Annotated in this window: 25 protein-coding genes; 7 read left to right on the top strand and 18 right to left on the bottom strand. The window is 56.7% G+C overall.

Annotated features, from left to right (window positions below):
* Positions 1–8 precede the first annotated feature (8 nt).
* The 14 genes from EE896_RS06110 to EE896_RS06045 all read right to left on the bottom strand — a co-directional run bounded on the left by EE896_RS06110 (position 9) and on the right by EE896_RS06045 (position 13,034).
* Entirely contained in the window at positions 9–725 is a 717-nt protein-coding gene (locus tag EE896_RS06110; RefSeq protein ID WP_003854259.1) for an ABC transporter permease, read from the bottom strand.
* Positions 718–1,407, bottom strand: a complete 690-nt coding sequence (locus tag EE896_RS06105) for a histidine ABC transporter permease HisQ (protein ID WP_003854260.1) — start codon at positions 1,405–1,407, stop codon at positions 718–720. Before EE896_RS06105 ends, EE896_RS06110 begins: the two co-directional genes overlap by 8 nt.
* Before the next feature lie 178 nt (positions 1,408–1,585).
* The gene (gene argT / locus EE896_RS06100) at positions 1,586–2,368 is read right to left on the bottom strand and encodes a lysine/arginine/ornithine ABC transporter substrate-binding protein ArgT (RefSeq protein ID WP_003854262.1); all 783 of its coding nucleotides are present in this window, start codon (positions 2,366–2,368) and stop codon (positions 1,586–1,588) included.
* A gap of 259 nt (positions 2,369–2,627) precedes the next feature.
* Positions 2,628–3,197 (bottom strand): UbiX family flavin prenyltransferase, encoded by a 570-nt coding sequence (locus tag EE896_RS06095; RefSeq protein WP_008926477.1) that lies wholly within the window; start codon positions 3,195–3,197, stop codon positions 2,628–2,630.
* Positions 3,198–3,309: 112 nt separating this feature from the next.
* Positions 3,310–4,827 (bottom strand): amidophosphoribosyltransferase, encoded by a 1,518-nt coding sequence (gene purF, locus EE896_RS06090; protein ID WP_003854264.1) that lies wholly within the window; start codon positions 4,825–4,827, stop codon positions 3,310–3,312.
* Positions 4,828–4,864: 37 nt separating this feature from the next.
* Positions 4,865–5,350, bottom strand: coding sequence for a colicin V production protein (cvpA, locus tag EE896_RS06085; protein ID WP_003854265.1), 486 nt, complete (start codon positions 5,348–5,350; stop codon positions 4,865–4,867).
* A 265-nt stretch (positions 5,351–5,615) separates the two neighbouring features.
* Positions 5,616–6,398 (bottom strand): cell division protein DedD, encoded by a 783-nt coding sequence (dedD, locus tag EE896_RS06080; RefSeq protein WP_003854266.1) that lies wholly within the window; start codon positions 6,396–6,398, stop codon positions 5,616–5,618.
* A complete protein-coding gene (gene folC, locus EE896_RS06075) occupies positions 6,388–7,656 on the bottom strand; it encodes a bifunctional tetrahydrofolate synthase/dihydrofolate synthase (protein WP_140916280.1) in 1,269 nt (422 codons plus the stop codon). Before folC ends, dedD begins: the two co-directional genes overlap by 11 nt.
* Positions 7,657–7,750: 94 nt before the next feature.
* Positions 7,751–8,665 carry an acetyl-CoA carboxylase, carboxyltransferase subunit beta gene (accD, locus tag EE896_RS06070; RefSeq protein WP_031590594.1) on the bottom strand — a complete coding sequence of 305 codons (915 nt, stop codon included), beginning with the start codon at positions 8,663–8,665 and terminating at the stop codon, positions 7,751–7,753.
* A 144-nt stretch (positions 8,666–8,809) separates the two neighbouring features.
* A complete protein-coding gene (locus EE896_RS06065; protein ID WP_008926480.1) occupies positions 8,810–9,472 on the bottom strand; it encodes a DedA family protein in 663 nt (220 codons plus the stop codon).
* Between the two features lie 28 nt (positions 9,473–9,500).
* Positions 9,501–10,304 carry a tRNA pseudouridine(38-40) synthase TruA gene (gene truA / locus EE896_RS06060; RefSeq protein ID WP_008926481.1) on the bottom strand — a complete coding sequence of 268 codons (804 nt, stop codon included), beginning with the start codon at positions 10,302–10,304 and terminating at the stop codon, positions 9,501–9,503.
* A gap of 2 nt (positions 10,305–10,306) precedes the next feature.
* On the bottom strand, positions 10,307–11,314 hold the full coding sequence (locus EE896_RS06055; protein WP_003854270.1) for an aspartate-semialdehyde dehydrogenase: 1,008 nt from the start codon (positions 11,312–11,314) through the stop codon (positions 10,307–10,309).
* A 303-nt stretch (positions 11,315–11,617) separates the two neighbouring features.
* A complete protein-coding gene (gene pdxB, locus EE896_RS06050; protein ID WP_140916282.1) occupies positions 11,618–12,751 on the bottom strand; it encodes a 4-phosphoerythronate dehydrogenase PdxB in 1,134 nt (377 codons plus the stop codon).
* 55 nt (positions 12,752–12,806) lie between these two features.
* Positions 12,807–13,034 carry a hypothetical protein gene (locus tag EE896_RS06045; protein ID WP_003854272.1) on the bottom strand — a complete coding sequence of 76 codons (228 nt, stop codon included), beginning with the start codon at positions 13,032–13,034 and terminating at the stop codon, positions 12,807–12,809.
* Between the two features lie 89 nt (positions 13,035–13,123).
* Between EE896_RS06045 and EE896_RS06040 the strand changes: the two genes are divergently transcribed.
* Complete coding sequence (locus tag EE896_RS06040; protein WP_140916283.1) at positions 13,124–14,023, top strand: DMT family transporter; 900 nt, start codon at positions 13,124–13,126, stop codon at positions 14,021–14,023.
* Here EE896_RS06040 and EE896_RS06035 read toward each other — a convergent pair.
* Positions 14,004–15,392, bottom strand: coding sequence for a sensor histidine kinase (locus EE896_RS06035; protein WP_003854274.1), 1,389 nt, complete (start codon positions 15,390–15,392; stop codon positions 14,004–14,006). The genes EE896_RS06040 and EE896_RS06035 overlap by 20 nt on opposite strands.
* Positions 15,383–16,054, bottom strand: a complete 672-nt coding sequence (tctD, locus tag EE896_RS06030) for a transcriptional regulator TctD (protein WP_039659724.1) — start codon at positions 16,052–16,054, stop codon at positions 15,383–15,385. The genes EE896_RS06035 and tctD overlap by 10 nt, the downstream gene beginning before the upstream one ends.
* A 120-nt stretch (positions 16,055–16,174) precedes the next feature.
* Between tctD and EE896_RS06025 the strand changes: the two genes are divergently transcribed.
* The 4 genes from EE896_RS06025 to flk all read left to right on the top strand — a co-directional run bounded on the left by EE896_RS06025 (position 16,175) and on the right by flk (position 20,275).
* Entirely contained in the window at positions 16,175–17,155 is a 981-nt protein-coding gene (locus EE896_RS06025) for a tripartite tricarboxylate transporter substrate binding protein (protein ID WP_140916285.1), read from the top strand.
* 12 nt (positions 17,156–17,167) lie between these two features.
* Positions 17,168–17,599, top strand: a complete 432-nt coding sequence (locus EE896_RS06020) for a tripartite tricarboxylate transporter TctB family protein (protein ID WP_008926487.1) — start codon at positions 17,168–17,170, stop codon at positions 17,597–17,599.
* Between the two features lie 10 nt (positions 17,600–17,609).
* Positions 17,610–19,115: a tripartite tricarboxylate transporter permease gene (locus EE896_RS06015; RefSeq protein WP_003854278.1), complete on the top strand. Its 1,506-nt coding sequence runs from the start codon at positions 17,610–17,612 to the stop codon at positions 19,113–19,115.
* Positions 19,116–19,228: 113 nt separating this feature from the next.
* Positions 19,229–20,275 (top strand): flagella biosynthesis regulator Flk, encoded by a 1,047-nt coding sequence (gene flk / locus EE896_RS06010; RefSeq protein WP_003854279.1) that lies wholly within the window; start codon positions 19,229–19,231, stop codon positions 20,273–20,275.
* Position 20,276: 1 nt separating this feature from the next.
* Here the strand turns inward: flk and EE896_RS06005 are convergent, their stop codons facing one another.
* On the bottom strand, positions 20,277–20,720 hold the full coding sequence (locus EE896_RS06005; protein WP_003854280.1) for a rhodanese-like domain-containing protein: 444 nt from the start codon (positions 20,718–20,720) through the stop codon (positions 20,277–20,279).
* 87 nt (positions 20,721–20,807) lie between these two features.
* Between EE896_RS06005 and pdxR the strand changes: the two genes are divergently transcribed.
* The gene (gene pdxR, locus EE896_RS06000; protein ID WP_140916287.1) at positions 20,808–22,232 is read left to right on the top strand and encodes a MocR-like pyridoxine biosynthesis transcription factor PdxR; all 1,425 of its coding nucleotides are present in this window, start codon (positions 20,808–20,810) and stop codon (positions 22,230–22,232) included.
* Positions 22,233–22,310: 78 nt separating this feature from the next.
* Here the strand turns inward: pdxR and fabB are convergent, their stop codons facing one another.
* Complete coding sequence (gene fabB, locus EE896_RS05995; RefSeq protein WP_003854282.1) at positions 22,311–23,531, bottom strand: beta-ketoacyl-ACP synthase I; 1,221 nt, start codon at positions 23,529–23,531, stop codon at positions 22,311–22,313.
* A 154-nt stretch (positions 23,532–23,685) separates the two neighbouring features.
* Here fabB and mnmC point away from each other — a divergent pair, with 154 nt between their 5' ends.
* Positions 23,686–25,692 (top strand): bifunctional tRNA (5-methylaminomethyl-2-thiouridine)(34)-methyltransferase MnmC2/FAD-dependent 5-carboxymethylaminomethyl-2-thiouridine(34) oxidoreductase MnmC1, encoded by a 2,007-nt coding sequence (gene mnmC / locus EE896_RS05990; protein ID WP_140916288.1) that lies wholly within the window; start codon positions 23,686–23,688, stop codon positions 25,690–25,692.
* Positions 25,693–25,727: the final 35 nt, after the last annotated feature.

Below are 25,727 nucleotides of genomic sequence, written 5' to 3'. Positions count from 1 at the left end.
AGTTCTACTCAATGCGATGAAGAGGGTTTCACGTGGGCCAGCCAGCGGCGTTCCGCCAGGCGGAACAGGCTGATCAACACGTAAGAGATAATCAGGTATAACACAGCCGCAATGCCAAAGGCGGTAAACGGCTGATAGGTCGCCGAGTTAATATCCCGCGCGATTTTCAGCAGATCCGGCACCGTGGCGGTGAAAGCCAGCGCCGTGGAGTGCAGCATCAGAATCACTTCGTTACTGTAGGCCGGCAGTGCCGTCCGCAGCGCCGAGGGCAGGATAATGCAGCGATAGAGTTTAAAGGTGGAGAAGCCATACGCCCGCGCCGCCTCAATCTCGCCGTGGGGCACCGAGCGAATGGCACCGGCAAAGATCTCTGTGGTGTAAGCACAGGTATTCAGGGTGAAGGCGAGTAACGTACAGTTCAGGCCACTGCGGAAAAATGCGTTCAGCAGTTCAGTGCCTTTCACAATCTCCAGCGTGTACATGCCGGAGTAGAACACCAGCAGCTGTACATAGAGCGGCGTGCCGCGAAACACGTAGGTAAAGAGCCAGACCGGAAAACTGATAAACCGGTTAGGCGAAACCCGCGCTATCGCCAGCAGGATGGCCAGACAGCCACCAACGGTCACCGAAAGGATCAGCAGCCAAAGGGTGATAGCCACACCGGTAAAACGATAACCGTCGGTCCAGAGCAGCGATTTCCAGTATTCCTGAATAATCTCAATCATAACTCGCCCTCTTCACACCGACCGTATAGCGACGGTTCAGCCACCACAGCACGCCATTCGACAGCGTGGTGAACACCAGATAAATCACACCCGCTACAATAGCGAAGTAGAACGGCTGCCAGGTACTTTTCCCCGCCAGTTGCGTTGCCTTCACGACATCTTCCAGCCCCAGCAGCGAGACCAGCGCGGTGGCTTTCAGAATCACCTGCCAGTTGTTGCCGATGCCCGGCAACGCATAGCGCATCATGGCCGGAAACAGAATGCGGCGGAACACCTGCGCGCTGGTAAAACCAAATGCAGTAGCCGCCTCTATCTGTCCCTGAGGCACAGCCATAAAAGCACCCCGGAAGGTTTCGGTGAAGTAGGCACCATAGATAAAGCCGAGCGTGATGATACCGGCCACCATCGGGTCGATATCAAACTGCGCCATACCCAGCGCATCGGTTACCTGGTTGAGGACAATCTGCAGACCGTAGAAGATCAGCAGCATCAGTACGAGGTCAGGCACGCCACGAATCAGCGTGGTGTAGCCTTCAAAAATCATCGCCAGCGGCCGGCTGCGCGACAGTTTCGCGCCTGCGCCAATCAGGCCCAGCAGCACGGCCAGTACGACAGAGGTGAGTGCCAGCTCCAGCGTCACCAGCGTGCCCCGAAGAATTACATCAGAATAGCCATACAGCATCGAAAGGTCCTGTCGTGGGGTGTAAACGAAACGCTGCCCGCAAGCGAGACGGGCAGTTTAGCTTTACCTCTCCGTTTCAGACGCTTTCCGTCATCACCGGGCCAGGTCCGGTTTCTGCCTCGGGCAGAACCGGCTCAGTCCCGGCAGAACGGAAACAGAAGGTAAAGCGACAGGATGGTTAGTCGCCGTACACATTGAAATCGAAGTATTTCTTCGCAATCTTGTCGTAGGTGCCATCTTTACGCATGTCAGCAAAGGCTTTGTCGATGGCGGCTTTCAGTTCGCTGTCATCTTTACGCAGTCCCATACCGGTGCCGACGCCAAAGATCTTGTCATCTTTGACGGCCGGACCGGCAAACGCGTAGTTTTTACCGACTGGCTGCTTCAGAAAACCTTCGCTGGCCTGCACTTCATCCTGGAAGGCCGCATCAATACGACCGGCATTCAGATCCTGATAAACCAGATCCTGATTAGCATAAGGGGTGACGTTAACCCCTTTAGGCCGCCAGTTCTGATTGGCATAGGTTTCCTGGGTTGTGCCCTGCAGCAGACCGATATTTTTGCCTTTCAGCGACTCAATGGTCGGTTGAATTTTCGATCCTTTCGGTGCGACTAAACGCGCATTAGCAGCGTAAAGCTTATCCGAGAAGGCGATCTCTTCCTGACGTTTTGCTGTGATGGAAAGTGAGGAGATGATGGCATCAATTTTTTTCGCTTTCAGCGACGGGATCAGCGCATCGAAGTCGCTTTCAACGTAGGTGCATTGGGTATGAATACGTTTACAGATTTCGTTAGCGAGGTCGATATCGAAGCCCACTAACTTGCCTTGCGCGTCTTTCGACTCAAACGGTGGGTAAGTTGGATCTGTGCCGATACGGATTGAACCCGGCACTGCCGCGAATACGCTGGCAGCACTGGATAAGCCCAGCATCAGGGAAAGAGCCAGAACACGCTTTTTCATAGATTACCCTCAAGTGAAGTGCTTTTTGTTATGTGGTTTGTGATGTGTTTGCGCAAATTAATTTGCATGTTTCATGCCAGTTCTGCAAGTTTTCCACGCAGTTAGCGTGATGTCAGACAGGCGAAAACGCTGTGTTTGTAGGGGGAATATAGCAGTGAAGTAAAAGAGAAAAAGCGACGTTGTTAACTTTTGGTGCATCAAATGCACGAAGAGTGATCCGAGGCGCGCTTATGCACTAAATAAGTGCGCCAGCGGAACTTTATGCACCCTGCCAGCGCGCGAAAAGATCTTCCGGTAATTCGATATCGAATTGATCAATAACCCGGTTGACGGTCTGGTCAATCAGCTGATCGATGGTTTCAGGCCGATGATAAAAAGCCGGCACTGGTGGCATTATTATGGCGCCCAGCTCGGCGGCGGTGGTCATCATGCGCAGGTGTCCAACGTGCAATGGCGTTTCACGTACGCACAATACCAGCTTACGCTGCTCTTTTAATATGACGTCAGCCGCACGGGTCAGCAGGGAGTCAGTGTAACTGTGGACGATGCCTGAAAGCGTTTTCATTGAGCAAGGTAAAATCGCCATGCCCAGGGTTTTAAACGACCCCGACGAGATATTTGCTGCAATATCGCGCACGTCATGCACCACATCGGCCAGCGCCTGCACGTCACGCAGCGAATAGTCGCTCTCCAGCCCCAGCGTCTGACGCGCCGCCTGGCTCATGACCAGATGCGTTTCTACTTCTTCCACCTGCTGCAACACCTGCAGCATGCGCACGCCATAGATCACCCCGCTTGCGCCGGAGATGCCAATGATGAGTCGTTTCATATTCCAACCTTATGTCAGCCAATGCACTATCATACGCGGCCAGCAGGTTTCTGAAAACAAACAGGGCGGGATTGCTCCCGCCCTGCTTTATGTTGACCACCCGCTGAGCATATCAGCCCTCGTTGTGCAGCTCGAGGTTTTCGACTTCGTTCTGGCGTTGAAGCGCTTTGGCGTCATCGTTGCGCAGCGATTCCAGATACTCCAGATACTGCTGATCGACATCTTTCGTCACGTAGATACCGTTGAACACCGAGCATTCAAACTGGGCGATGTCCGGGTTCTCTTCACGCACCGCTTCAATCAAATCGTCCAGGTCCTGGAAAATCAGCGCATCGGCTTTAATCAGCTGGCGAATCTCTTCCACTTCGCGGCCATGCGCAATCAGTTCCGTGGCGCTCGGCATATCAATGCCGTAGACGTTCGGGAAACGAATTTCCGGTGCAGCAGACGCCAGATAAACGCGTTTAGCGCCGGCTTCACGCGCCATCTCAATGATCTGCTCTGAGGTGGTGCCGCGCACGATAGAGTCATCCACCAGCAGGACATTTTTATCACGGAATTCGGCACGGTTAGCGTTGAGCTTGCGGCGAACCGCGCTGCGACGTAACTGCTGGCCCGGCATGATAAAAGTACGGCCAACGTAACGGTTTTTCACGAAGCCCTGACGATAAGGCTTGTCGAGAATACGGGCAATTTCCAGCGCAATATCGGTAGAGGTTTCCGGAATAGGAATCACCACGTCGATATCCAGATCTTCCCACTCGCGGGCAATTTTCTCGCCCAGCTTGGTGCCCATGCGGACACGGGCGCTGTAGACGGAGATTTTATCCAGGAAAGAGTCCGGACGGGCAAAATAGACATATTCGAACAGGCACGGATTGCTTTTCGGGTTTTCAGCACACTGGCGGGTAGAGAGCTGGCCCGCTTCAGTGACATAGACGGCTTCACCCGGTGCGACGTCACGGATGAACTCAAAGCCCAGCGTATCCAGCGCGACGCTCTCGGAGGCGACCATGTATTCGGTGCGACCATCAGCGATAACGCGCTTGCCCAGCACCAGCGGACGGATGCCATTAGGGTCACGGAAAGCAACCATGCCGTGGCCGATAATCATCGAGACAACCGCGTAGGCGCCACGCACCTGCTGATGTACGGCAGCCACCGCGGCAAAAATGTTGTCGGCTTCCAGCGGATCATTTTGAAAACGATCTAACTCCTGCGCAAAGATATTCAGCAGGATTTCAGAATCTGAGGTGGTATTAACGTGACGGCGGCCCTTTTCAAACAGGTGCTTGCGCAGCACGTGGGCGTTGGTCAGGTTACCGTTATGCGCCAGGGTGATGCCGTATGGGGAGTTTACATAGAATGGCTGCGCTTCAGAGGCACTGGAGCTTCCCGCAGTGGGATAACGCGCGTGGCCAATCCCCATATTGCCCTGCAGACGCTGCATGTGGCGTGCTTCGAAAACGTCGCTGACCAGGCCATTTGCCTTTCGCAGGCGAAAACATTTCAGCGCATCAATCGTACAAATGCCTGCGGCATCCTGCCCGCGGTGCTGGAGCACCGTTAACGCGTCATAGATCGACTGGTTGACCGGCATGAAACCGGTGATACCGACAATACCGCACATGTTGTCATTTCCTCATTTAGCCGCACTCCCGGTCACATCACCGGGGTAAAAAACTCGACGTGCTTTTCAGGTAATCAAAAAACCACCTGATGATATAACTGAACTCGGGAATGAGTTGAGACTGTTGCCAGTCTGGACTTTTAGAAAAGCCAGTGAATGTATCAAGGAAGAACAGCAAAGCGGCTACGATCAGCACACCACGCAACGCCCCGAAACAGACGCCCAACACCCGGTCGGTTCCCGACAGGCCGGTTTTCTCCACCAGCGTGCCGATAACATAGTTCACAATGGCCCCTACAATCAGGGTAGCCACAAACAGCACACCAATGGCGATACCGTTACGAACCAGTTCGTCGTCAAAACCTGTAAACCAGACTGCAAGGTAGGCGTAGTAATGACTGGCGACAAAAAACGCGCATCCCCAGGTAACAAGAGATAAGGCTTCCCGGACAAACCCACGGACGAGGCTGACCAGAGCCGAAAAACCAACTACCGCAATAATGACGTAATCAATCCAGATCATGAACTCTTCCAGCGCCAGTGCAATTGCACCCCTGCATCCAGTTCGGGGCGCATTCTAACAGAAAAAGAAAACGTTTGCGTAGCGGTTTTCTTTTTCTGCATCCATAAAAAAGGCGATGAAAAAAAACGCAATCGCCTGGGTGATTCTCAGCCGGAAAGGCCGTTGAAAATATTCACTATTTCAGGCGTACCGCGCGACCTGAGCACGCTGTACGCCGGGAAAAAGACGCTGCCTGTTACTGCTATCGGCAGCGCCAATCGCCGGTTTAGCGGGCGCTGTACGGTTTCACAACACCGCCCAACCCTGAGATGCTTTTCAGCTCGCCAACGGCACTCTGCATTTTGGCTTTCGAGGCATCCGGCCCGACGTAAATGCGGGTAATCTGACCCTGAACGGGCGTTGAAGGCACAGTAAAGGCGCGATAGCCCGACAGCCGCAACTGCGCGACAATCTCATTCACTTTGCTGGCGTTTTTCAGCGCACCTAACTGCACCACATAAGCCTGCCCTGCCGGTGCGGTCGTCTCTGCTGCTTTTGGCGCCGCTTCCTGCTTCGGCTGTTCGACCGCTTTAGGCGGTTCTTCCGGCTTCGGCTTCGTCTGCTCCACCGCTTTAGGCTTCTGCTGTTCGACCGGTTTCTGCTTAGGCTGCTCAGTGACTTTAGTTTTCTGCTGCTCTGCCACTTTCGGTTTGGTCACCGTCTGTGCAGGCACAGACTGATGAACCGGCGGCGGCGAAACCACAGTCGGTTCGGTATCATCATCCGGCTCGGCACGCCCCTGCTCTGCCGTGACGCTGCTTTTGCTATTACCATTACTGCTGTTGACCGCATTGCCCGCGCCTTCAGGTGGCTGGGATGGCAGCGACTGGGTAACCGGTGGCACCATTTCACTGTCCTGCTGATCGTCAGGTTTCGGCACCAGCGGAATGGCGGCAAACTCCTCTTTGTAATGCTTTTTCTGACCATCCAGCAGCCCTGGCAGCACAATCACGCCAACGGCGACCAGAATAACGGTGCCGACTAAACGGTTTTGAAACTTACTTGCCACGTCCTTTCTCCGTTTCAATCGATTCCATGACCTGTGCAACGGTGTGGAATGAACCACAGACCAGCACAGTGTCCTGCGGCGCTGCCCGCTGGCGTGCCTGCTGCCAGGCGAGCTCAACCGAGCTAAAGGCTTCGCCCTGCGAGAGGCAATCCAGCAGTTGCTCAGCACTGGCACCGCGCGGACCGTCAAGCGGTGCGCAGTACCAGGCATCGACCATGGGTGCCAGCGCCGTCAGCGTACCGGCAATATCTTTATCATGCAGCATGCCCACGACGGCATGCACTTTGCCGCGTTTCGGCAGCGTCGCCAGCTGTGACGCCAGATACGACGCTGCGTGCGGATTATGGGCGACATCCAGAATCACGCGCGGTGATTCACTAATCGTCTGAAAACGCCCTGGCAGCACCGCCAGCGGCAGGCTGGCGCGAATCTGCGCCTCACTGACCTCAAGCCCTGAGACACGCAGCGCCACCAGTGCCGTCGCCGCGTTAGGTAACGGCACCTGGGGCAGTGGCAGATCGTTCAGCTCCCCCAGCGCATCACGCAGCGACCAGCTTTCGGCCTGGGCTTGCCATGACCAGTCACGGTTGCGCTGTAACAGCTCAGCACCTTTTTCCTGCGCGACCACCGCGATGCTGTGTGGCATATCGGGTTCACCGACGACTGCCGGTTTCCCCGCCCGGAACACACCCGCTTTCTCACGCCCGATACTTTCGCGATCCGGCCCAAGCCAGTCAGTATGATCCAGTGCAATGCTGGTGACTACGGCGACATCGGCATCCACGATGTTGGTGGCATCCAGCCTTCCGCCGAGGCCGACTTCGAGAATCACCACATCCAGCTGCGCCTGGCGGAACAGATTGAGCGCAGAGAGCGTGCCAAATTCGAAATAGGTCAGGGAGATATCCGCACGTCCGGCTTCAATCTCCGCAAAGCTGGCGCAGTGCTGCGCTTCACTCAGCTCCTCTCCCTGGACCCGAACACGCTCGGTGTAGCGCACCAGATGTGGCGAGCTGTAGACGCCAACGCGGTAGCCCGCGGCAATCAGCAGCGTTTCCAGGGTCCGACAGGTCGTGCCTTTGCCATTAGTGCCGGCTACGGTAAAGACAAAGGGAGCGGGTTTCAGCAGGTCGAGACGAAGTGCTACCTGACGAATACGGTCCAGACCCAGTTCGATGGCCTGAGTATGCAGGTGCTCAAGATAATAAAGCCACGTGGCCAAAGGCGACGTGGCTTGAGGAAGGTGAAGATTGTCCATATGTCCCGTTTTGCTTATTTATACCTGGCAGACTGGTGCTGCGGTATACGGTGCATTGGTAAGAGGTGCTTTGGACGCACCTCTCTATCTCCTGTCAGGCCTCGTTGCTTTCCGATTCAGTCGTCGCAGGAGCGGACTGTTCACCGTCATGCAGCGGTGCTGGCAGGTTCATCATTTTTGCCAGCAGGCTTGCCAGTTTGTAACGCATTTCCGGACGACGAATGATCATATCGATCGCGCCCTTCTCAATCAGGAACTCACTGCGCTGGAAGCCTGGCGGCAGTTTTTCGCGCACGGTCTGTTCGATCACGCGTGGACCGGCAAAGCCGATCAGCGCTTTAGGTTCCGCGATATTGAGGTCACCCAGCATCGCAAAACTGGCCGAAACGCCACCCATCGTCGGGTCAGTCAGCACAGAAATATATGGCAGACCGCGCTCGCGCATTTTGGCCAGTGCCGCACTGGTTTTCGCCATCTGCATCAGCGACTGCAGCGCTTCCTGCATACGGGCACCACCACTGGCGGAGAAGCAGATCAGCGGACAGTTATCTTCTAACGCCTGCTCAACCGCACGCACAAAGCGCGCACCAACCACAGAACCCATTGAACCGCCCATAAAGGCAAATTCAAAGGCTGCCGCAACAACCGGCATGCCGTGCAGCTGACCTTTCATGACAACCAGCGCATCTTTCTCGCCGGTGTCTTTCTGGGCCGCTACCAGACGGTCTTTATACTTTTTGGAGTCACGGAACTTGAGCAGATCTTTAGGTTCAAGTTCACTGCCCAGCTCAACCATAGTGCCCTGATCGAGGACACTGCCGAGGCGCTCACGGGCATGCATACGCATGTGATGGTCACACTTCGGGCAGACCTCAAGATTACGCTCCAGCTCGGCGCGGTAGAGAACCTGACCACAGCTGTCACACTTGGTCCAGACCCCTTCCGGGATACTGGCTTTGCGCACAGGCGTTCCGGTGCTTTTATTAAGAATGCGTTCAATCCAGCTCATTGATGACCTTTCTGTTTAAAACTGACCTGGTCCAGTCGTCTTGATACTGCTGAAAACCGCTTCAGCAGACGGTAAATGTCGCTCATTAAACCACAACCTGTTCAGACTGTGGATAAAAATCTGGTCTTACCCCTGAGCGAAGCCTTATGGCAGCTTCTGCTGCTTAGCCTGACGGCGATGACGCCAGACTTCAATCACACCCGGCAGAATCGACACCAGGATAATGCCGACAATCAGCAGCTTCAGGTTTTCCTGCACCACCGGCAGATCGCCAAACAGGTAGCCGGCGTAGGAGAACAGCAGCACCCATAGCAGCGCACCCGTCACGTTGAACAGTGCGAAGTGGCGATAGGACATATGGCCCATACCCGCAACAAACGGCGCGAACGTCCGGACGATGGGCACAAAGCGCGCAAGGATAATGGTTTTTCCGCCATGACGGGCATAAAACGCATGGGTTTTATCCAGATGGCTGCGACGGAAAATCTTCGAGTTCGGGTTACTGAACAACCGTTCGCCAAACAGGCGGCCAATGGTGTAGTTCACCGCATCGCCCAGAACCGCCGCCACCACTAACAATGCCACCATAATGTGCACATTGAGATCGTTACCTGGCAGCGCGGCCAGTGCGCCCGCCACAAACAGCAGCGAATCACCCGGCAGGAATGGCGTGACCACCAGTCCGGTTTCGCAGAACAAAATCAGGAACAAAATAGCGTAAATCCAGATACCGTACTGTGCAACCAGTTCAGCAAGATGCACATCGATGTGCAGAATAAAATCGACCAGAAAATGGATAAACTCCATAGCGCGCCCTTTAAGTCCTGAAAGTAAATTAATCCGCGAGGAACAACGGTCCCATCGACGGTTGTGGTAACGCAAAGTGGGATGGGTAGTCCACCGCCACCAGATACAATCCCTCAGCCCGGGCTGTGGCTGCCGCCAGTGTCCGATCTTTCGCTGCCAGCAGCGTGGCCATCCATGACTCAGGCTTATTGCCGCAGCCTATCTCCATCAGACTACCCACGATATTGCGCACCATGTGATGGACAAAAGCGTTGGCTTTGATATCCACAATCACGTAAGGGCCCTGACGCGTGACGTTAAGATGAATCACGTTGCGCCACGGGGTACGCGACTGGCACTGCACGGCGCGAAATGAGGTGAAATCATTTTCGCCTAACAAACATTGCCCGGCGCGCTGCATCTTCTCCGCATCCAGAGGATGGTAGAAGTGCGTGACGCCCTGCGCCAGCACCGCCGGACGCAGACGCTGATTGTAGATCAGGTAGCGATAGCGTCGGGCCGTAGCGCTGAAGCGGGCATGAAACTCATCCGGCACCGCTTTCACCCAGCGCACCGCAATATCCGGCGGCAGATTAGCGTTAACGCCCAGCGTCCAGGCACCATCAGGTCGTTGTGATGTCGTCTCGAAATGGACCACCTGCCCCGTTCCGTGAACGCCGGCATCGGTGCGGCCCGCGCAAAAAATGCTGACCGGGTGATCCGCGACCTTCGACAGCGCGCGCTCTACCTTCTCCTGCACGCTGCGGACTTCATTCTGACGTTGCCAGCCGTAGTAACGACTGCCGTCATACTCGATGCCGAGCGCCAGTTTTTGTGTCTGACCATCGGACATGGTTACAGATACTCCTGAACCAGTTTCTCGGCAGTTTTCACCGCCATCAGCGCGCCGCCAAAACGAATATTGTCCGCCACTGACCAGAACTGCAGCAACTCCGGAATACCGTAGTCGTTGCGTACCGCGCCGATGCTCAGTTCGCCGTTGCCTGAGGCATCCGTAACCGGCGTTGGCACTTCATCCTCTTCGCTCAGACGAATATCTGACGCCAGCGCCAGCTCGGCACGCGCTTCTTCCGCAGAGAGCGGGCGCAGGTTTTCGATATGCACAATCTGCGCATTACCGTAGAACACCGGTGCCTGTACGCTGCTGACCGCAATCGGTAAGCCTTCGTCCTGTAATACCTTACGTACCTGATCAATCAGGCGACGTTCACTTTCCACGCTGCCTTCTGCATCGGCCTGTTGGGGCATCAGGTTAAATGCCAGCTGACGACCAAAATGGTGTTCATCGGCTGGAATACCATTCAGCAAGCGGGCACTTTCCCCGGCCAGCGCATCCACCGCCACTTTGCCGTAGCTGGAGACCGAGATCAGGTTCGTCACCTGTAAACGGCTCAGTCCGGCTGCATCCACCAGCGGTTTAATTGCGGTCAGCAGCTGGCTCACCAGATTATCTGCCACGCTGATGATGTTGCGATTACGATAATCAGCCAGCACCTGCGGGTTCACATCCGGCACCACCAGCGGCACATCAGGTTCCAGCGCAAACAGCTCGCTGCTGTCGATCACCAGACAACCGGCGTTAGCCGCTTCATCGGCAAAGCGCGCCGAAGCGTCACGTCCCGCCACGAAAAAGGCCAGCTGTGCCTGTGACCAGTCGAATGTCTCTGCATTGTCGACCCGCACCGAGCGGCCCTCGTAACGCTTGATTTCGCCTGCGCTGTTTTCGCTGGCCAGCAAATATAATTCACCAACCGGGAACTGGCGTTCCGCCAGCAGTTCCAGTACAGCGTTCCCTACTGCGCCTGTCGCGCCAAGTAGCGCAATATTCCAGCCGTCAGACATGTTGGTTTACTCCAGACAATGACATAAAAACAGAAGGCGGTGATATTCACCGCCCAGGGATTCAGATTTATCCCCATCGTCTTTCAGGTTGCATCTTTGCTGGCTGCGTTCACTCAACCGAATCACTTACCTGAGTAAGCTCATCGGGACTCGTGCTCTTGCCGCCGCAATGCAACCCGAAATCCATGGGGTATCTCCCCCGGAAACCACCGTCATGCAGCCATGCCAGCAGTACGCATCGTTTCCGTACACTGACTGATTCAGTGCGGAAACCGCGCCGGGGCGACTGACCTGCAGCGCCCGTTATTTCGGGGAGATGATTGCGTTAAAGCCCAGCTGGTTTAGCTTCTCAGCCGTTGTGGCGTCATCACAGTTCACCTGCAGCGACGACCATTCGCGGCGCTCCAGATACTGCTTGCGCAGGCGATCAAATTCGCCCGGTTTGGCCGCCACTTTACGCAGGGGGGCATCATCGCGGCGCACATCATACACCAGATGCGCCAGGCGTTTCAGCGTTGGCTGATCCAGCGGGCCATTCAGGGTGATTTCACTGAACTCCGGCACCGGCAGTAAAGTGCTGAGCGGCACCTGCTGCGGCTGACCAATAAAATCGCACCAGGCTTCAAATACCTGCGTGGTGCCGCGTGCTTTACCTTCCAGGGTGTAGCCCGCGATGTGCGGCGTGGCGATATCAACCTTATCCAGTAACGCCAGTGAGAGATCCGGCTCCGGCTCCCAGACATCCAGTACAACGCTGAGATCCGGCCGCATTTTCAGCACTTCCAGCAGCGCGCCATTGTCCACCACCGGACCACGACAGGCATTGATCAGAATGGTGTTGGGCTTCAGCGCCATCAGCAGCGCCGCATCCGCCAGATGCCAGCTTTTATAGGGACCGTCTTTAAACAGCGGGGTGTGGAAAGTCAGAATATCAGCCTGTGCGGTGACGGCGTCCAGCGACAGGAAATCGCCCTCGTCACCCCGATCGGCGCGTGGTGGATCGCACAGCAGGGTTTTGATGCCCCAGGCCTCCAGACGCTTTTGCAGACGCCCGCCAACGTTACCGACACCGACGATGCCGACCGTGCGGTCACGCAGCTCAAAGCCGTCACGCTCCGCCAGCAGCAGCAGCGCAGAGAAAACATATTCCACCACGGCAATGGCGTTACAACCCGGAGCGGCAGAGAACGCAATGCCCGCCTGCTGCAGCCAGTTCTCGTCGATATGATCGGTGCCCGCCGTGGCGGTTCCGACAAACTTTACCGGCTTTCCTGCCAGCAGTGACTCATTCACCTGGGTGACTGAGCGCACCATCAGACCATCGGCATCGGCCAGTTCTGCCACCGGCAGCGGACGTCCCGGCACCGCGACAACATCGCCGGTACGGCTGAATAACTCACGGGCGTAGGGCATATTTTCATCGACCAGAATTTTCACTACGGCTTTCCTGTCAGTTGCATAGAGGGGAGTGATTCTGGCACAAAGCGACGCGTTAGCCTAACCGTGCGCGATAGCGATCGGGCGTGATTTCCGCCGGCTGCCTGAAAATGACAATCAGCGCCGGGGCGGAACGGTATTCCAGCGCAAGGGCGAGACGCTGCACACGTTCCCCTGCTCCGGCAGCACGATGGCGCGCAGAAAACGCAGCCGCTGTCGTGACCCGCCCGATGTCATATGACGCGGGGAGTGACTGGTCACTTTCAGGATCACTCTGTCCCATCAATCACTTATTTTTCCGATATTAATGATCTGAATAAATCCGGACACGCGTACAATGCGCCTCATTAATTATACATATAGAGAGTCAGCATGTTTTTCCTCTATCCGCTCTTTGCGGTAATAATCTGGTCAATCAACTCCATTGTCAGCAAGCTCTCAGCCAGTGCGATCGATCCCGCGGCGATCTCTTTCTATCGCTGGCTGCTGGCGCTACTGGTGCTGACGCCCTTTGTGCTGCCGGGCGTGTGGCGGGCGCGTGTGGCTATCAAGCCGCATCTCTGGCGGCTGGCTATGCTTGGACTGCTCGGGATGGTGCTCTATCAGAGCCTCGCGTACTACGCGGCACACAGTGTCAGCGCACTCTTTATGGGCATTATTGGCGCACTCATTCCGCTGCTCACCGTGCTGCTGAGCGTCGTGATCCTCCGCATTGCGCCGACGCTCGGTATCCTGCTCGGCAGTATCATCTCATTCATCGGTCTGGTATGGCTGGTCAGTGAAGGCAATGTGATGCAATTGCTGAATTATGGCCTGGGCAAAGGCGAACTGCTGATGCTGGCCGCTTCCGCCGCCTATGCACTCTATGGCGTGTTGACACGGCGCTGGGCGCTGCCGCTGCCTATCTGGCAAAGCCTGTATGTGCAGATTTTATTTGGTGTCGTGCTGCTGTTGCCTGGTTTTCTGCTGGCACCTGAGGTGGCGCTTAACCGGCATAATCTGCCGCTGGTGGCATTTGCCGGTCTGTTTGCGTCGATCATTGCGCCGTTCCTGTGGATCCATGGCGTGCAGCGTCTGGGGGCCAGCACCACCAGCATCTTTATGAATCTGATTCCGGTATTTACCGCGGTGATTGCGGTGATATTCCTGCATGAACAGCTGCACAGTTACCACTGGATTGGCGGCGGTCTGACGCTGGGCGGTGTGATCCTGGCCCAGCGACTGCGTACGCCGTTAATCCGGCGTAAAGCGGTCAGCCTGCCACCGAGGTAAACAAGACGGTTACCCGCAGCCCGCCAAGCTGCGGGCTGCGGTCCAGCTGCATTGTGGCACCATGCCAGGCACAGATATCCTGGACCAGCGCAAGACCAATACCCGCACCGGGCTGCATGCCGACATTATCCAGCCGCTGAAAAGGCTGCAGTGCTTTGGCCTGACTGGCATCCTCAATGCCCGGACCACTATCCTCAATTTCCAGTTTTCCAGGTGTCACGCGCGCCGTCACCACGCCATTGTGCGGGGTGTATTTAATAGCGTTATCAAGCAGGTTGGCGCACAGCTCGCCCAGCAGAACACCATCCCCCACCACCTTATGACACTCTTCACCCTCATAACCGAGGTCAAGCTGCCGGGTTCGCGCCGCCGGATAACGGCTAAAACAGGCTTCACGCACAATGGCGGCCAGATCGACACGTGCCATTGGCTTATCTTCACCATGCCGCGCTTTAATGCGGGCCAGCTGTAGCAGCCGGTCGGTAAGTAAAATGGTCTCATCCAGCGTGTGGCGCATCCCAAGCAGGCTCTCCTGCCACTGCTCAGGACGATCGCTGTTGAGTGCCACGCTGACCTGAGTTTTGAGGATGGTCAGCGGGGTGCGAAGCTGGTGAGCCGCGTCGGCGCTGAAGCGATCCTGACGCGCCAGCAGCCCGCGCAGGCGCTCCAGGTAACGGTTAAACGCGATGATCAGCGGCTGAAGCTCTGACCAGGGTAATGACGGCAATGGCGTTAACTCTCCCCCATCCCGCTGCAGGACAATGCGTGACAGTCGACGTAGCGGTCGCAGCACCCGACGCAGCATCAGACTGGCCAGCAGTAGCGTCATCAGAACCAGCCCGCTCTGACTGATCAGCGCGGTGCGCATCAACCGGCTGGCGAACTCCTGACGAGAATTAATGGTTTCAGCCACCAGGACCAGTGCCATGCCTTCAACACCCGCCTCACTGACCGGTTGCCAGAGTGCCGCAACGCGAATGCGATGCTGGTGATAGCGACCATCATAGAAGTGCACCAGCGCCGGATAAGCGGTCGACATTTTACTGGCTGGCGGAATCGGCGGCAGATCGTCGTAACCGGAGAGGGTTTTCCCCTGCGGGGAAATGACCTGATAAAACAGCTGATCATTCATATTACGTTCAAAACTGTCGAGCACCACCCAGGGAACATCGACTTCCAGATGCTGCTGTCGTACCACCAGACGTTCTGCCACGGTTCGGGCCGAAGCCAGCAGCGAGCGGTCATAGGCCTGGTTGGCTGCCGCCAGTCCACTCTGATAGTGGGTATAGACTGACAGCGCCCACAGCAACAGCAGTGGCAGGCCCAGCCACGCCAGCAGCTCGCCGCGCAGCGAGTGAATCAGCCGCACGGCAAGGTTTCCAGACTGTAGCCAAGTCCGCGCAGCGTCACGATAGCCACATCACTGCCTGCCAGTTTTTTACGCACCCGATGCACATACAGCTCAATGCTCTCCGGACTGGCCTCATCAGCCAGAGTAAAGGTCTGTTCATAGAGATGCTGACGGGAAACGGGCCGGCCATGACGCTGCATCAGGGTAGTAAGAATACTGGATTCGCGCGGCGTTAATGCCAGCGGCTTTTCAGCCAGCAGAAAATAGCCCTCCCCATCCAGCACCAGTTGCCCCAGTGACTGACTTTGCGCGGCCTGGCTTTGACTGCGCCGCAACAGCGCGCGCAATCGCGCTTCCAGTTCATCCAGTTCAAACGGCTTGGTCAGATAATCATCCGCCCCCAGATTCAGGCCGCGCACCCGGTCATCCAGTGCACTGCGCGCCGTTAACAGCAACACCGGCACACCCTGTCCACGCCGCCGTAACCGCGTCAGCACCTCCAGACCATCAATACGCGGCAGGGAAACATCCAGCACGACCAGCGCATAGGCTTCACATTGCAACGCGTGATCGGCGGCAACCCCATCTGCAACCCAGTCAACGGCGAAGCCCTTTTGCGTCAGCGCCTTCTGCAGCCAGCGTGCCAGTTCAACGGTATCTTCTACCAGTAAGAGACGCATATCACATCCTGTCATTAAATCCGGGCAGTGAAAGGTAAATGAAAGGTAACTGTTTTAACAATTCAGTAACGCCAATATTACGGCTGTAATCACACTCTGGAAGAATGAATGGAGCGCACGATGAAAAAAATAATCCATACCGCCCTTACCTCTGCCCTGCTGGCTCTGCTGGTACCGGCTGCCAATGCCGCTGACGGCCCTGGCCGTACCGAATGTATTGCACCAGCCAAACCGGGCGGCGGGTTTGATCTTACCTGCAAGCTGTTGCAGGTCTCGCTGCAGGAAACCAAACAGATTGAAACCCCGATGCGCGTGACCTATATGCCTGGCGGCGTGGGTGCGGTGGCCTATAACGCCATTATTGCCCAGCGTCCGGCTGAAGCGGGCACGGTGGTCGCCTTTTCTGGCGGATCGCTGCTGAACCTGTCACAGGGCAAATTTGGTCGCTATTCGGTTGACGATGTGAAGTGGCTGGCCGCCGTGGGAACGGACTACGGTATGGTCGCCGTCCGCGAAGACGCGCCATGGAAAACCCTGGGCGAACTGATGGCGGCAATGAAAGAAGACCCGACCAAAGTGGTGGTCGGTGCCGGCGCATCAATCGGCAGTCAGGACTGGATGAAAACGGCGTTGCTGGCGCGCGAAGCGGGCATCGATCCCCGCAAAATGCGCTATGTCGCCTTTGAAGGCGGTGGTGAGCCGGTAACGGCGCTGCTCGGCAATCATATTCAGGTGGTTTCCGGCGACATGAGTGAGATGGTGCCACATCTGCAGGGCGGCAAAATGCGGGTACTGGCGGTGATGTCCGATCAACGTCTTCCTGGCCAGCTGGCTGAGGTCCCTACCGCCAAAGAACAGGGTTTTAACATGGTCTGGCCCGTCATTCGTGGCTACTACCTCGGCCCAAAAGTCAGCGATGCTGATTATCAGTGGTGGGAGCAGGCATTTAAAAAGATGGTGGATACCCCGGAGTTTAAAAAACAACGCGATATGCGTGGCCTGTTTGAATTCAACATGTTCGGGCAGGAACTTGATAGCTACGTGAAAACGCAGGTCGCGGATTATCGTGAAAAGGCGAAATCATTTGGTCTGGCCAAATAAGCGGAGCGAATCATGAGCGATCGTATTTTTGCGGGCCTGTGGCTGGCCCTGTGCCTCGGCGGCATGGTAATAGCCTGGCAAATTCAGAGTGAATACAGCTACGAACCGGTGGGACCACGACCGTTCCCAATGGCGATCCTTGGCCTGATGGCAATCTGTGCCGTGCTGATGCTGTTTCGTAAACCGGACACCATTCACTGGCCAGCCCACAGCACACTGAAACGTCTGGTGGCGCTGGCGGCAATGATGATGCTCTATGGCTGGCTGTTTGAAATGCTGGGCTTTGCCATCAGCACAACGCTGCTGACGTTTGGCATCGGCTTGCTGTTTGGTGCGCGCTGGTGGGCAGCCGCACTGTCCGGCGTGGTAATGGGCTCCACACTTTTTTATGCCTTTGACCGTCTGCTGGAAGTGACCCTTCCGGTCGGCAGCTGGCTGAGTTAAGGAGAGTATCATGGATACCTGGTCCTTTTTAATGCAGGGCTTTGCCGTCGCCATGACGCCAGAGAACCTGCTGATTGCCCTGATTGGCTGTTTTATCGGTACCATCGTCGGCCTGCTGCCGGGTCTGGGGCCGATCAACGGCGTGGCGATCCTGATGCCGCTGGCCTTTGCCCTGCACTTACCGGCGGAATCGGCGCTGATCCTGCTGGCAACGGTCTATATCGGCTGTGAATATGGCGGACGCATCTCCTCCATCCTGCTTAACGTGCCCGGTGATGCTGGCGCGATTATGACCGCGCTGGATGGTTATCCGATGGCGCAACAGGGCAAAGCAGGCGTTGCCCTGTCCATCTCAGCCGTGAGTTCATTCATCGGTTCAACCATCGCGATTATCGGCATTATTCTGTTCGCGCCCCTGCTGGCCAGCTGGTCGCTGGCATTTGGCCCGGCGGAATATTTTGCGCTGATGGTGTTCGCTATCGCCTGCCTTGGCAGCATGATGAGTCACAATCCCCTGAAGTCGTTCCTTGCGGCATTAATAGGGCTCAGCATGGCTACGGTGGGCGTGGATGCCAATACCGGCGTGTACCGCTTTACCTTTGACAGCGTTCACCTTTCCGATGGCATTCAGTTTGTGGTGGTGGTGATTGGTCTGTTCTCAGTCAGCGAAATTCTGCTGATGCTGGAGTCCACCAGTACCGGGCAGAAAGCGGTTCGTGCCAGCGGTCGCATGATGTTCAACATGAAAGAAGCCTCTATGGCAACCGGCGCAACGCTGCGCTCCTCGTTTATCGGTTTCTTTGTGGGTGTGTTACCTGGCGCAGGCGCCACCATCGCCAGTGCTATTGCCTACATGACTGAGAAAAAGATCAGCGGCAGCGATCAGTTCGGTAAAGGCGATATTCGTGGTGTGGCAGCACCGGAAGCGGCAAACAATGCTTCTGCCTGTGGATCCTTTATTCCGATGCTGACACTGGGTATTCCCGGCTCAGGGACAACAGCGGTGATGGTCGGCGCATTAACGCTCTACAACATCACACCAGGACCGGCGATGTTTGTTGAGCAGCCAGATATTGTCTGGGGCTTGATTGCTGCCCTGCTGATTGGCAACGTAATGCTGTTGATCATGAATATCCCGATGATCAACGTCTTCGCCCGCATGCTAACCATTCCATTGTGGTTTCTGGTGCCAGCCATTGCCGCTATTTCTGCCGTGGGCGTCTACGCGGTGCACAGCACCACCTTTGACCTGTTGCTGATGGTGGGATTGGGTATCTTTGGTTATATCCTGCGTAAAATGGATTTTCCGATGTCGCCGTTGATTCTGGGATTTGTGCTGGGTGAGATGCTGGAGCAGAACCTCCGTCGCGCCCTGTCGATCAGCAACGGCAACATGGTCATTCTGTGGGAAAGTCTGATCTGTAAAATCCTGCTGGTTCTGGCAATTGCGGTTCTGCTGGTGCCGCCAATCTGGAAACGCTGGCGTCGTCACCAACTGAAGCGCACCGAAGCGTAATTCTCCTGCCGAAACGCGCATGCCCCCGTGGGATTTCCCGGGGGCTTTTGCTATCATGGCCTATTCTTTTTCCGGCGCACCCCACGCTGTTCTGTTTTTCCAAGGAATCCGCCATGCAACCTCTTAGCGGCCCCGGTGTGCCGGTCGATCGTTCATCTGTCAATCCGCAAACCGGCGTAACGCGTCACGGTTCCGTGGCCGGTGAACAGCCTCTTTCGCCTGCGCAGCGCACGACGTTAGAACGCCTGATCGTGCGTATCTCTTCGCTCAGCAATCTTAAAGCGCCTGAACTCTGGGCGGGGCTCCGTCATGAAGTGGGCGTCAAGAGTGAAGCGGAGTTGCAGTCGCGTCATTTTCCGGCAGCGGAGCAGTATCTTAATAACCGCCTAACACAGACGCAAAATGGACATGCCACCCGCCTGCTGATGACACAGCTCACCGACTTGCTGCCCAAGGGCAATAACCGCCAGGCTGTCAGCGATTTTATCCGTCAGCAATTTGGCCAGACTGTGCTTAGCGCGCTGAGCCAGGATCAGTTGCGCCAGGTGCTGACGATGCTGCAGAACGGGCAGATGACGATTCCCCAGCCGCAGCAGATTCGCGTCAGCGACCGTACGCTGCTGCCTGCTGAGCACCATACGCTGAATCAGCAGGTGGTGCGCCTTGCCGCTGCCACCGGCGAATCTACCGGTAAGCTGTGGACGGCTGCGCTGAAGCTGGTGAACCTGACCAGCGGCGATCCGATCCCGTCACGTCACTTCCCGCTGCTGACCCAATATCTCCAGGTGCGCCAGACGCTGAGTCAGCACAGCGCCCCTACGCTGCACTTGCTGGAAGCCTCCCTGAAACAGCCGCTTGATCAGCAGGAGCGGCAGCAGCTGGAGGATTACAGCCAGCAGCGTTTTCAGGCCACGCCACAGACGGTGCTCACGGTGACGCAGACTCAGGATTTGCTGAATTTTCTGTTCAGCCGTCGCGCAGACCGGGCAGAAAAACTGCACGAACAGCCGCTGGCTGCCAGCGAGATTAAACCGCAGCCGATCTGGTCACCCTTTGTCGCCTCGCTGCCGCCGCCGATTCAGTCACTGGCAGGGCGTCCGCTGTTGGGTTTCTTTATTGCACTGGTCGTCATCACCCTTTTACTCTGGCTGGTACTCTGAGCTAGCAGCCACAGGATGCTTTGGTCGCGGTAACGGGCCATTCACCCGCCGCATCACCCCAGGTCAGCGGATGACCATCACGTTTCCAGAAATCCAGCCCGCCAATTAACTCCTTTACCTGAAAGCCCAGCGATGCCAGCTTCAGGGCCGCTTTCGTCGAGCCGTTACAGCCAATGCCGTCACAATAAGTGACATACACTTTGCGGCGATCAAGCCGGGCCGTCGTGCTGGCATCCATCCCGCGATGCGGAAAGTTGATGGCGCCGCAGATGTGCCCGGCGCGATAAGCCTCCGGCGCACGCGCATCAATCACCACGATAGCCTGACGCTGCTGCTCCAGGTCTTCCGCCAGATCCCACGCGTCGGTGTAATACGCGAGTTTTGACTGCAGATAGTCGAGGCTTTGCTGCGGCGTGGCGGCCGGAATGCGTAAAACTGATGACATAGCGATTCTCCTGTTGTGATGAATTCGCAGTTTACGGCAAAGTGGACTGCTTACTGATACCCATTCTTCATCAGGGATAAGACCGATATGCCTTCACCGCTGTTACAACTTTTCCAGCATCAGACCAGTGGCGGCGTGCGTGAACGTCTCTGCGCGACCCTTCGGCTGGCGATTAACCGGTACCATCTGCGTGCGGGTCAGCAGTTACCCTCCAGCAGACAGCTGGCGCTGGATCTGCACCTTTCACGCGTGACGGTGGAAGCGGCCTACGGACAACTGGAGAGTGAAGGCTATCTGCGACGTGAAACCGGTCGCGGTACTTTTGTCGCCATCATCATCCCCGGCACACCCTCATCTTTGCCGACACGGCATCAGCCCGCCCGTTTTTCGGCGCGCGGCCAGCAGGTGCTGGCAACCGGTGGCTGTCAGGATCCCCCTTTTCCTCACGCGTTCGCATCCGGTTCACCGGAGTTACGTGCGTTTCCTCACGACACCTGGCGACGCCTGAGCAGCAGCGTACAACGTTCTCTGGGCAGCACCGCAATGGGATATGGCGATCCCTGTGGCTATCTGCCGTTACGCAGTGCACTTGCTGATTATCTGACACTCTCCCGGGGCGTCGCGTGCCAGCCGGAGCAGGTCATCATTCTGACCAGTTCCCAACAGGCGCTGCAGTTACTGAGCATGATGCTGGTCGATCCTGGTGATGAGGTGTGGATGGAGGAGCCGGGCTATCCCGGTGCCCGCAATGCCTTCCTGGCTGCAGGCGCACAGGTGCGTGGGATTGTTGTTGATGCCGAAGGCGCCCTGCCCACCAGTGGCAGTGCAACGCTCATGTACCTGACGCCCTCGCATCACTATCCCACCAGCGTCACGCTCAGCCTGCCGCGACGTCTGGCATGTCTGGACTGGGCACAGCGCAACCAGAGCTGGCTGATAGAAGACGATTACGACAGCGAGTTTCACTACAACGAACGTCCGATTCCTGCATTGCAGGGTCTGGACCGGCATCAGCGGGTCATTACGCTGGGCACCTTTTCGAAGTCGCTGTTTCCTTCCCTGCGGCTGGCCTGGATGGTCGTGCCGCCGGCGCTGGTTACGCCCATAGGCCGTGCACGGAGCGTGCTGGATGGGCACAGCGCCCTGCTGCCGCAGGCTGTCACCGCCGCCTTTCTGCAACAGGGACATTTCGCCAGCCATCTGCGCCTGATGCGTCAGCTCTATCACAGCCGTCGCGATCGGTTGCTTGAGCAGATTGAGCAGCGGCTCTCGCCGTGGATCACGCCAATAGCCAGCGGCGGTGGATTACAGCTGACGGTAACAGTACAAAAGGATGAAGCACGCTTAACCGCGCTGGCAACACAACAGGGATTGCTGCTACCGCGACTGAGTCCGCTTTATGCCGGACACGCATCTCAACAAGGCTGGATGCTCGGTTTTGCCGCGCTGACGCCTGACGAGATTGTGGCAGGATGCGATAAGTTGCTGCGGCTACTGCAGCGGGAGGGTTAATACCGAGGGGTAAATGAGGTAACGGAGATGGGCTTTAAAAACAAAAAGGGCCGGCAAGCCGGCCCTTCAGAGTACTGATTACGCCTGATATTTACGCATGGTCAGTGTGGCGTTGGTGCCGCCAAAACCAAAGCTGTTAGACATCACGGTGGTCAGCTCTTTTTCCACTGGCTCAGTCACAATGTTCATGCCGGTTGCTGCCGCGTCCAGCGAGGTGATGTTGATGCTTGGCGCGATAAAACCATGCTCCAGCATCAGCAGCGAGTAGATCGCTTCCTGCACGCCAGCGGCACCCAGTGAGTGGCCGGTCATTGCTTTGGTCGCAGAGATGTATGGCGTGTTATCGCCAAACACTTCACGAATCGCACCCAGCTCTTTCACATCACCTACCGGGGTAGAGGTTCCGTGGCTGTTCAGATAGTCGATGGGTGTATCGACACCGTGCATCGCCATCTTCATGCAGCGTACTGCGCCTTCGCCGGATGGCGCAACCATGTCTGCACCGTCTGACGTCGCACCGTAACCGACGATTTCGGCATAGATGTGCGCACCACGAGCCAGCGCATGCTCCAGCTCTTCAACAACGACCATGCCGCCGCCACCTGCAATAACAAAACCGTCGCGCTCGTTGTCATAGGTACGTGACGCTTTTTCCGGGGTGTCGTTGTAACGGGTAGAGAGCGCGCCCATCGCGTCGAATTCACAGGCCATTTCCCAGCACAGCTCTTCGCCGCCGCCAGCAAAAACGATATCCTGCTTGCCGAGCTGAATCTGCTCAACAGCATTACCGATACAGTGCGCCGAGGTGGCACAGGCGGAGCTGATTGAGTAGTTTACGCCATGAATCTTGAACGGCGTGGCGAGGCAGGCAGAGACGCCAGAAGCCATCGCTTTGGTCACCACGTAAGGGCCAACCGCTTTCAGGCCACGTGGGCTACGCATCGCATCAGCACCAAATACCTGGAAACGAGGAGAACCGCCGCCTGAGCCTGCAATCAGACCCACACGTGGGTTGCTCTGATACATTTCAGTGGTGAGGCCGGAATCTTTAATCGCTTCTTCCATGGAAAGATAAGCATAGATTGACGCATCACTCATAAAACGCACAACTTTGCGATCGATGAGGCCGGTGGTATCCAGTTTAACGTTACCCCAGACGTGACTACGCATGCCGGAATCTTTCATCTCTTCAGAAAAGGTGATGCCAGAGCGTCCTTCACGCAGAGATGACAGCACCTCCTGCTGGTTATTACCAATACTGGAAACGATCCCTAAGCCAGTAATCACAGCACGTTTCATTCAATCTTCCTCATCCACTTCTTCTTAATTGGCATGCACTCTAGCGTACACTTGTACGCCGAACAAGTCCGATCAGCTATTTCCTTTTGTAAATTTGCGTCATGTCACGTGGGTCGCTAAAATCGCGCCACTGCCTGAAAAATGAGCCTTTACCGTGAAATTAACCCCGGTCGAACATGCGCAGCTAAACTGGAATGAACAGGGTACACCTGTTTCCCGAGCGTTTGGCGACGTCTATTTCTCTAATGACAATGGTCTGGAAGAGACACGCTATGTCTTCCTTGGCGGCAACGGTTTTCCCCAGCGTTTTGCTGAGCATCCACGGGATCTGCTGATCGTGGCGGAAAGCGGTTTTGGCACCGGCCTCAATTTTCTGACGTTGTGGCAGGCGTTCGATGCGTTTCAGCGTGACCAGCCTGATGCCACTTTAAAACGTCTGCATTTCATCAGCTTTGAGAAATTTCCGTTAACCCGTGATGACCTGGCTGCGGCGCAGCAGCACTGGCCTGAACTGGCCCCGTGGGCGGCGGCGCTGCAGGCGCAATGGCCCGCCGCCCTGCCCGGCTGCCAGCGACTGCTGTTTGACGGCGGACGTATCACGCTCGACCTGTGGCTGGGCGATATTAACCAGCTGATGGGAGAGCTGGATGAGAGCCTGAATCGTCAGGTGGATGCCTGGTTCCTGGATGGTTTCGCGCCGTCGAAGAACCCGGATATGTGGACGCCAGCACTGTTCAGCATGATGGCAAAACTGGCGCGTCCGCAGGGGACATTCGCGACCTTTACCGCCGCAGGCATTGTCCGGCGCGGTCTGCAGGAGGCCGGCTTTGACGTCATCCGCCGCAAAGGATTTGGTCCCAAGCGCGAAATGCTATGCGGACCGTTACAGGACGCGCCTGCGCTGCCTGCCGGGCAGCCCTGGTATCATCGTCAATCAGCGGCGCAACGTGATGTTGCGCTCATTGGCGGCGGCGTTGCCAGTGCCACGCTGGCGCTGGCGCTGCTGCGTCGCGGCTGGCGGGTGACGCTTTACTGCGCCGATGAGGCGCCGGCGCTGGGCGCGTCCGGCAATCGTCAGGGAGCACTCTATCCGCTGCTCAACCAGCACGACCCGGCGCTTGCCACCTTTTTCCCGGCAGCATTCAGTTTTGCCCGGCGGCTCTACGATCAGTTAACTGTCGCCTATGAACATCACTGGAGCGGTGTGCTGCAACTGGGCTGGGATGAGAAAAGCCGTAAGAAGATCGATCAGATGCTGGCGATGGGCCTGCCTGAATCCATTGCCCGTGGCGTTAATGTGGATGAGGCAGAGACGCTGGCGAATGCCGAACACGGCTGTGGCGGTATTTTCTATCCGCAGGGCGGCTGGCTTTCACCGGCTGAGCTGACCAGCGCGATGCTGGCGCATGGCGAAACCCAGGGATTACGCATTCACTGGCTGCATCGCGTCAGCGAACTTTCACGCGAGGGCGATCACTGGACGCTGACGTTCAGCGATCGTCCGGCGGGCCGTCATGCCACGGTGGTGCTGGCAAACGGTCATGCGATAGCCGACTTTGCGCAGAGCGCCCCGCTGCCAGCCTATCCGGTGGCCGGTCAGGTAAGCCATGTTCCCTCCACGCCGGGGCTTAATGCACTCCACACCGTGCTCTGTTACGACGGCTATCTGACGCCCGTCAGCCCACAGTTTGGTACTCACTGCATCGGTGCCAGCTATCACCGTGGCGAAACCGCCACAGATTACCGGGAAGAGGATCAGCAGGAGAACCGCAGCCGCCTGTTGCATTGCCTGCCTGACAGCCGCTGGGTAACAAACGTGGATGTCAGTGGCGGTGAAGCAAGAATGGGCGTGCGCTGTGCCACGCGGGACCACCTGCCAATGGTGGGCGGCGTACCGGATTATGATGCGACGCTTAAGCAGTATGCTGATTTACCGACCCAGCTTGCAGCAGGTCATGACATCGCTGACGCACCTGAGTTTACGGGCTTATACCTGTTTGGGGCGCTGGGGTCGCGCGGCCTGTGCAGTGCACCGCTGGCAGCCGAAGTGCTGGCAGCCCAGCTGACCGGCGAGCCACAGCCGCTGGATGCCAGTACGCTGGCAGCCCTCAATCCGAATCGTTACTGGGTAAGGAAATTACTGAAGGGAAAAGCGGTTTAACTGGCGATGATAAGGGCGGCATGCCGCCCTGCACG

The sequence above is a fragment of the Pantoea eucalypti genome (assembly GCF_009646115.1).
Classification (GTDB): domain Bacteria; phylum Pseudomonadota; class Gammaproteobacteria; order Enterobacterales; family Enterobacteriaceae; genus Pantoea; species Pantoea eucalypti.
The sequence above is the reverse complement of the archived record's forward strand: the minus strand, read 5'-3'. Positions and strand labels throughout refer to the sequence as shown.

What these genes read in the sequence shown, in the direction of transcription:
- accD (WP_031590594.1), bottom strand. Translation starts at nt 8,665, where the DNA reads ATGAGCTGGATTGAACGCATTCTTAATAAAAGCACCGGAACGCCTGTG.
- purF (WP_003854264.1), bottom strand. Translation starts at nt 4,827, where the DNA reads ATGTGCGGTATTGTCGGTATCACCGGTTTCATGCCGGTCAACCAGTCG.
- pdxR (WP_140916287.1), top strand. Translation starts at nt 20,808, where the DNA reads ATGCCTTCACCGCTGTTACAACTTTTCCAGCATCAGACCAGTGGCGGC.
- cvpA (WP_003854265.1), bottom strand. Translation starts at nt 5,350, where the DNA reads ATGATCTGGATTGATTACGTCATTATTGCGGTAGTTGGTTTTTCGGCT.
- flk (WP_003854279.1), top strand. Translation starts at nt 19,229, where the DNA reads ATGCAACCTCTTAGCGGCCCCGGTGTGCCGGTCGATCGTTCATCTGTC.
- EE896_RS06110 (WP_003854259.1), bottom strand. Translation starts at nt 725, where the DNA reads ATGATTGAGATTATTCAGGAATACTGGAAATCGCTGCTCTGGACCGAC.
- EE896_RS06055 (WP_003854270.1), bottom strand. Translation starts at nt 11,314, where the DNA reads ATGTCTGACGGCTGGAATATTGCGCTACTTGGCGCGACAGGCGCAGTA.
- EE896_RS06005 (WP_003854280.1), bottom strand. Translation starts at nt 20,720, where the DNA reads ATGTCATCAGTTTTACGCATTCCGGCCGCCACGCCGCAGCAAAGCCTC.
- fabB (WP_003854282.1), bottom strand. Translation starts at nt 23,531, where the DNA reads ATGAAACGTGCTGTGATTACTGGCTTAGGGATCGTTTCCAGTATTGGT.
- EE896_RS06105 (WP_003854260.1), bottom strand. Translation starts at nt 1,407, where the DNA reads ATGCTGTATGGCTATTCTGATGTAATTCTTCGGGGCACGCTGGTGACG.
- truA (WP_008926481.1), bottom strand. Translation starts at nt 10,304, where the DNA reads ATGTCCGATGGTCAGACACAAAAACTGGCGCTCGGCATCGAGTATGAC.
- EE896_RS06040 (WP_140916283.1), top strand. Translation starts at nt 13,124, where the DNA reads ATGTTTTTCCTCTATCCGCTCTTTGCGGTAATAATCTGGTCAATCAAC.
- argT (WP_003854262.1), bottom strand. Translation starts at nt 2,368, where the DNA reads ATGAAAAAGCGTGTTCTGGCTCTTTCCCTGATGCTGGGCTTATCCAGT.
- EE896_RS06015 (WP_003854278.1), top strand. Translation starts at nt 17,610, where the DNA reads ATGGATACCTGGTCCTTTTTAATGCAGGGCTTTGCCGTCGCCATGACG.
- EE896_RS06045 (WP_003854272.1), bottom strand. Translation starts at nt 13,034, where the DNA reads ATGGGACAGAGTGATCCTGAAAGTGACCAGTCACTCCCCGCGTCATAT.
- tctD (WP_039659724.1), bottom strand. Translation starts at nt 16,054, where the DNA reads ATGCGTCTCTTACTGGTAGAAGATACCGTTGAACTGGCACGCTGGCTG.
- folC (WP_140916280.1), bottom strand. Translation starts at nt 7,656, where the DNA reads ATGGACAATCTTCACCTTCCTCAAGCCACGTCGCCTTTGGCCACGTGG.
- EE896_RS06020 (WP_008926487.1), top strand. Translation starts at nt 17,168, where the DNA reads ATGAGCGATCGTATTTTTGCGGGCCTGTGGCTGGCCCTGTGCCTCGGC.
- EE896_RS06065 (WP_008926480.1), bottom strand. Translation starts at nt 9,472, where the DNA reads ATGGAGTTTATCCATTTTCTGGTCGATTTTATTCTGCACATCGATGTG.
- EE896_RS06025 (WP_140916285.1), top strand. Translation starts at nt 16,175, where the DNA reads ATGAAAAAAATAATCCATACCGCCCTTACCTCTGCCCTGCTGGCTCTG.
- EE896_RS06095 (WP_008926477.1), bottom strand. Translation starts at nt 3,197, where the DNA reads ATGAAACGACTCATCATTGGCATCTCCGGCGCAAGCGGGGTGATCTAT.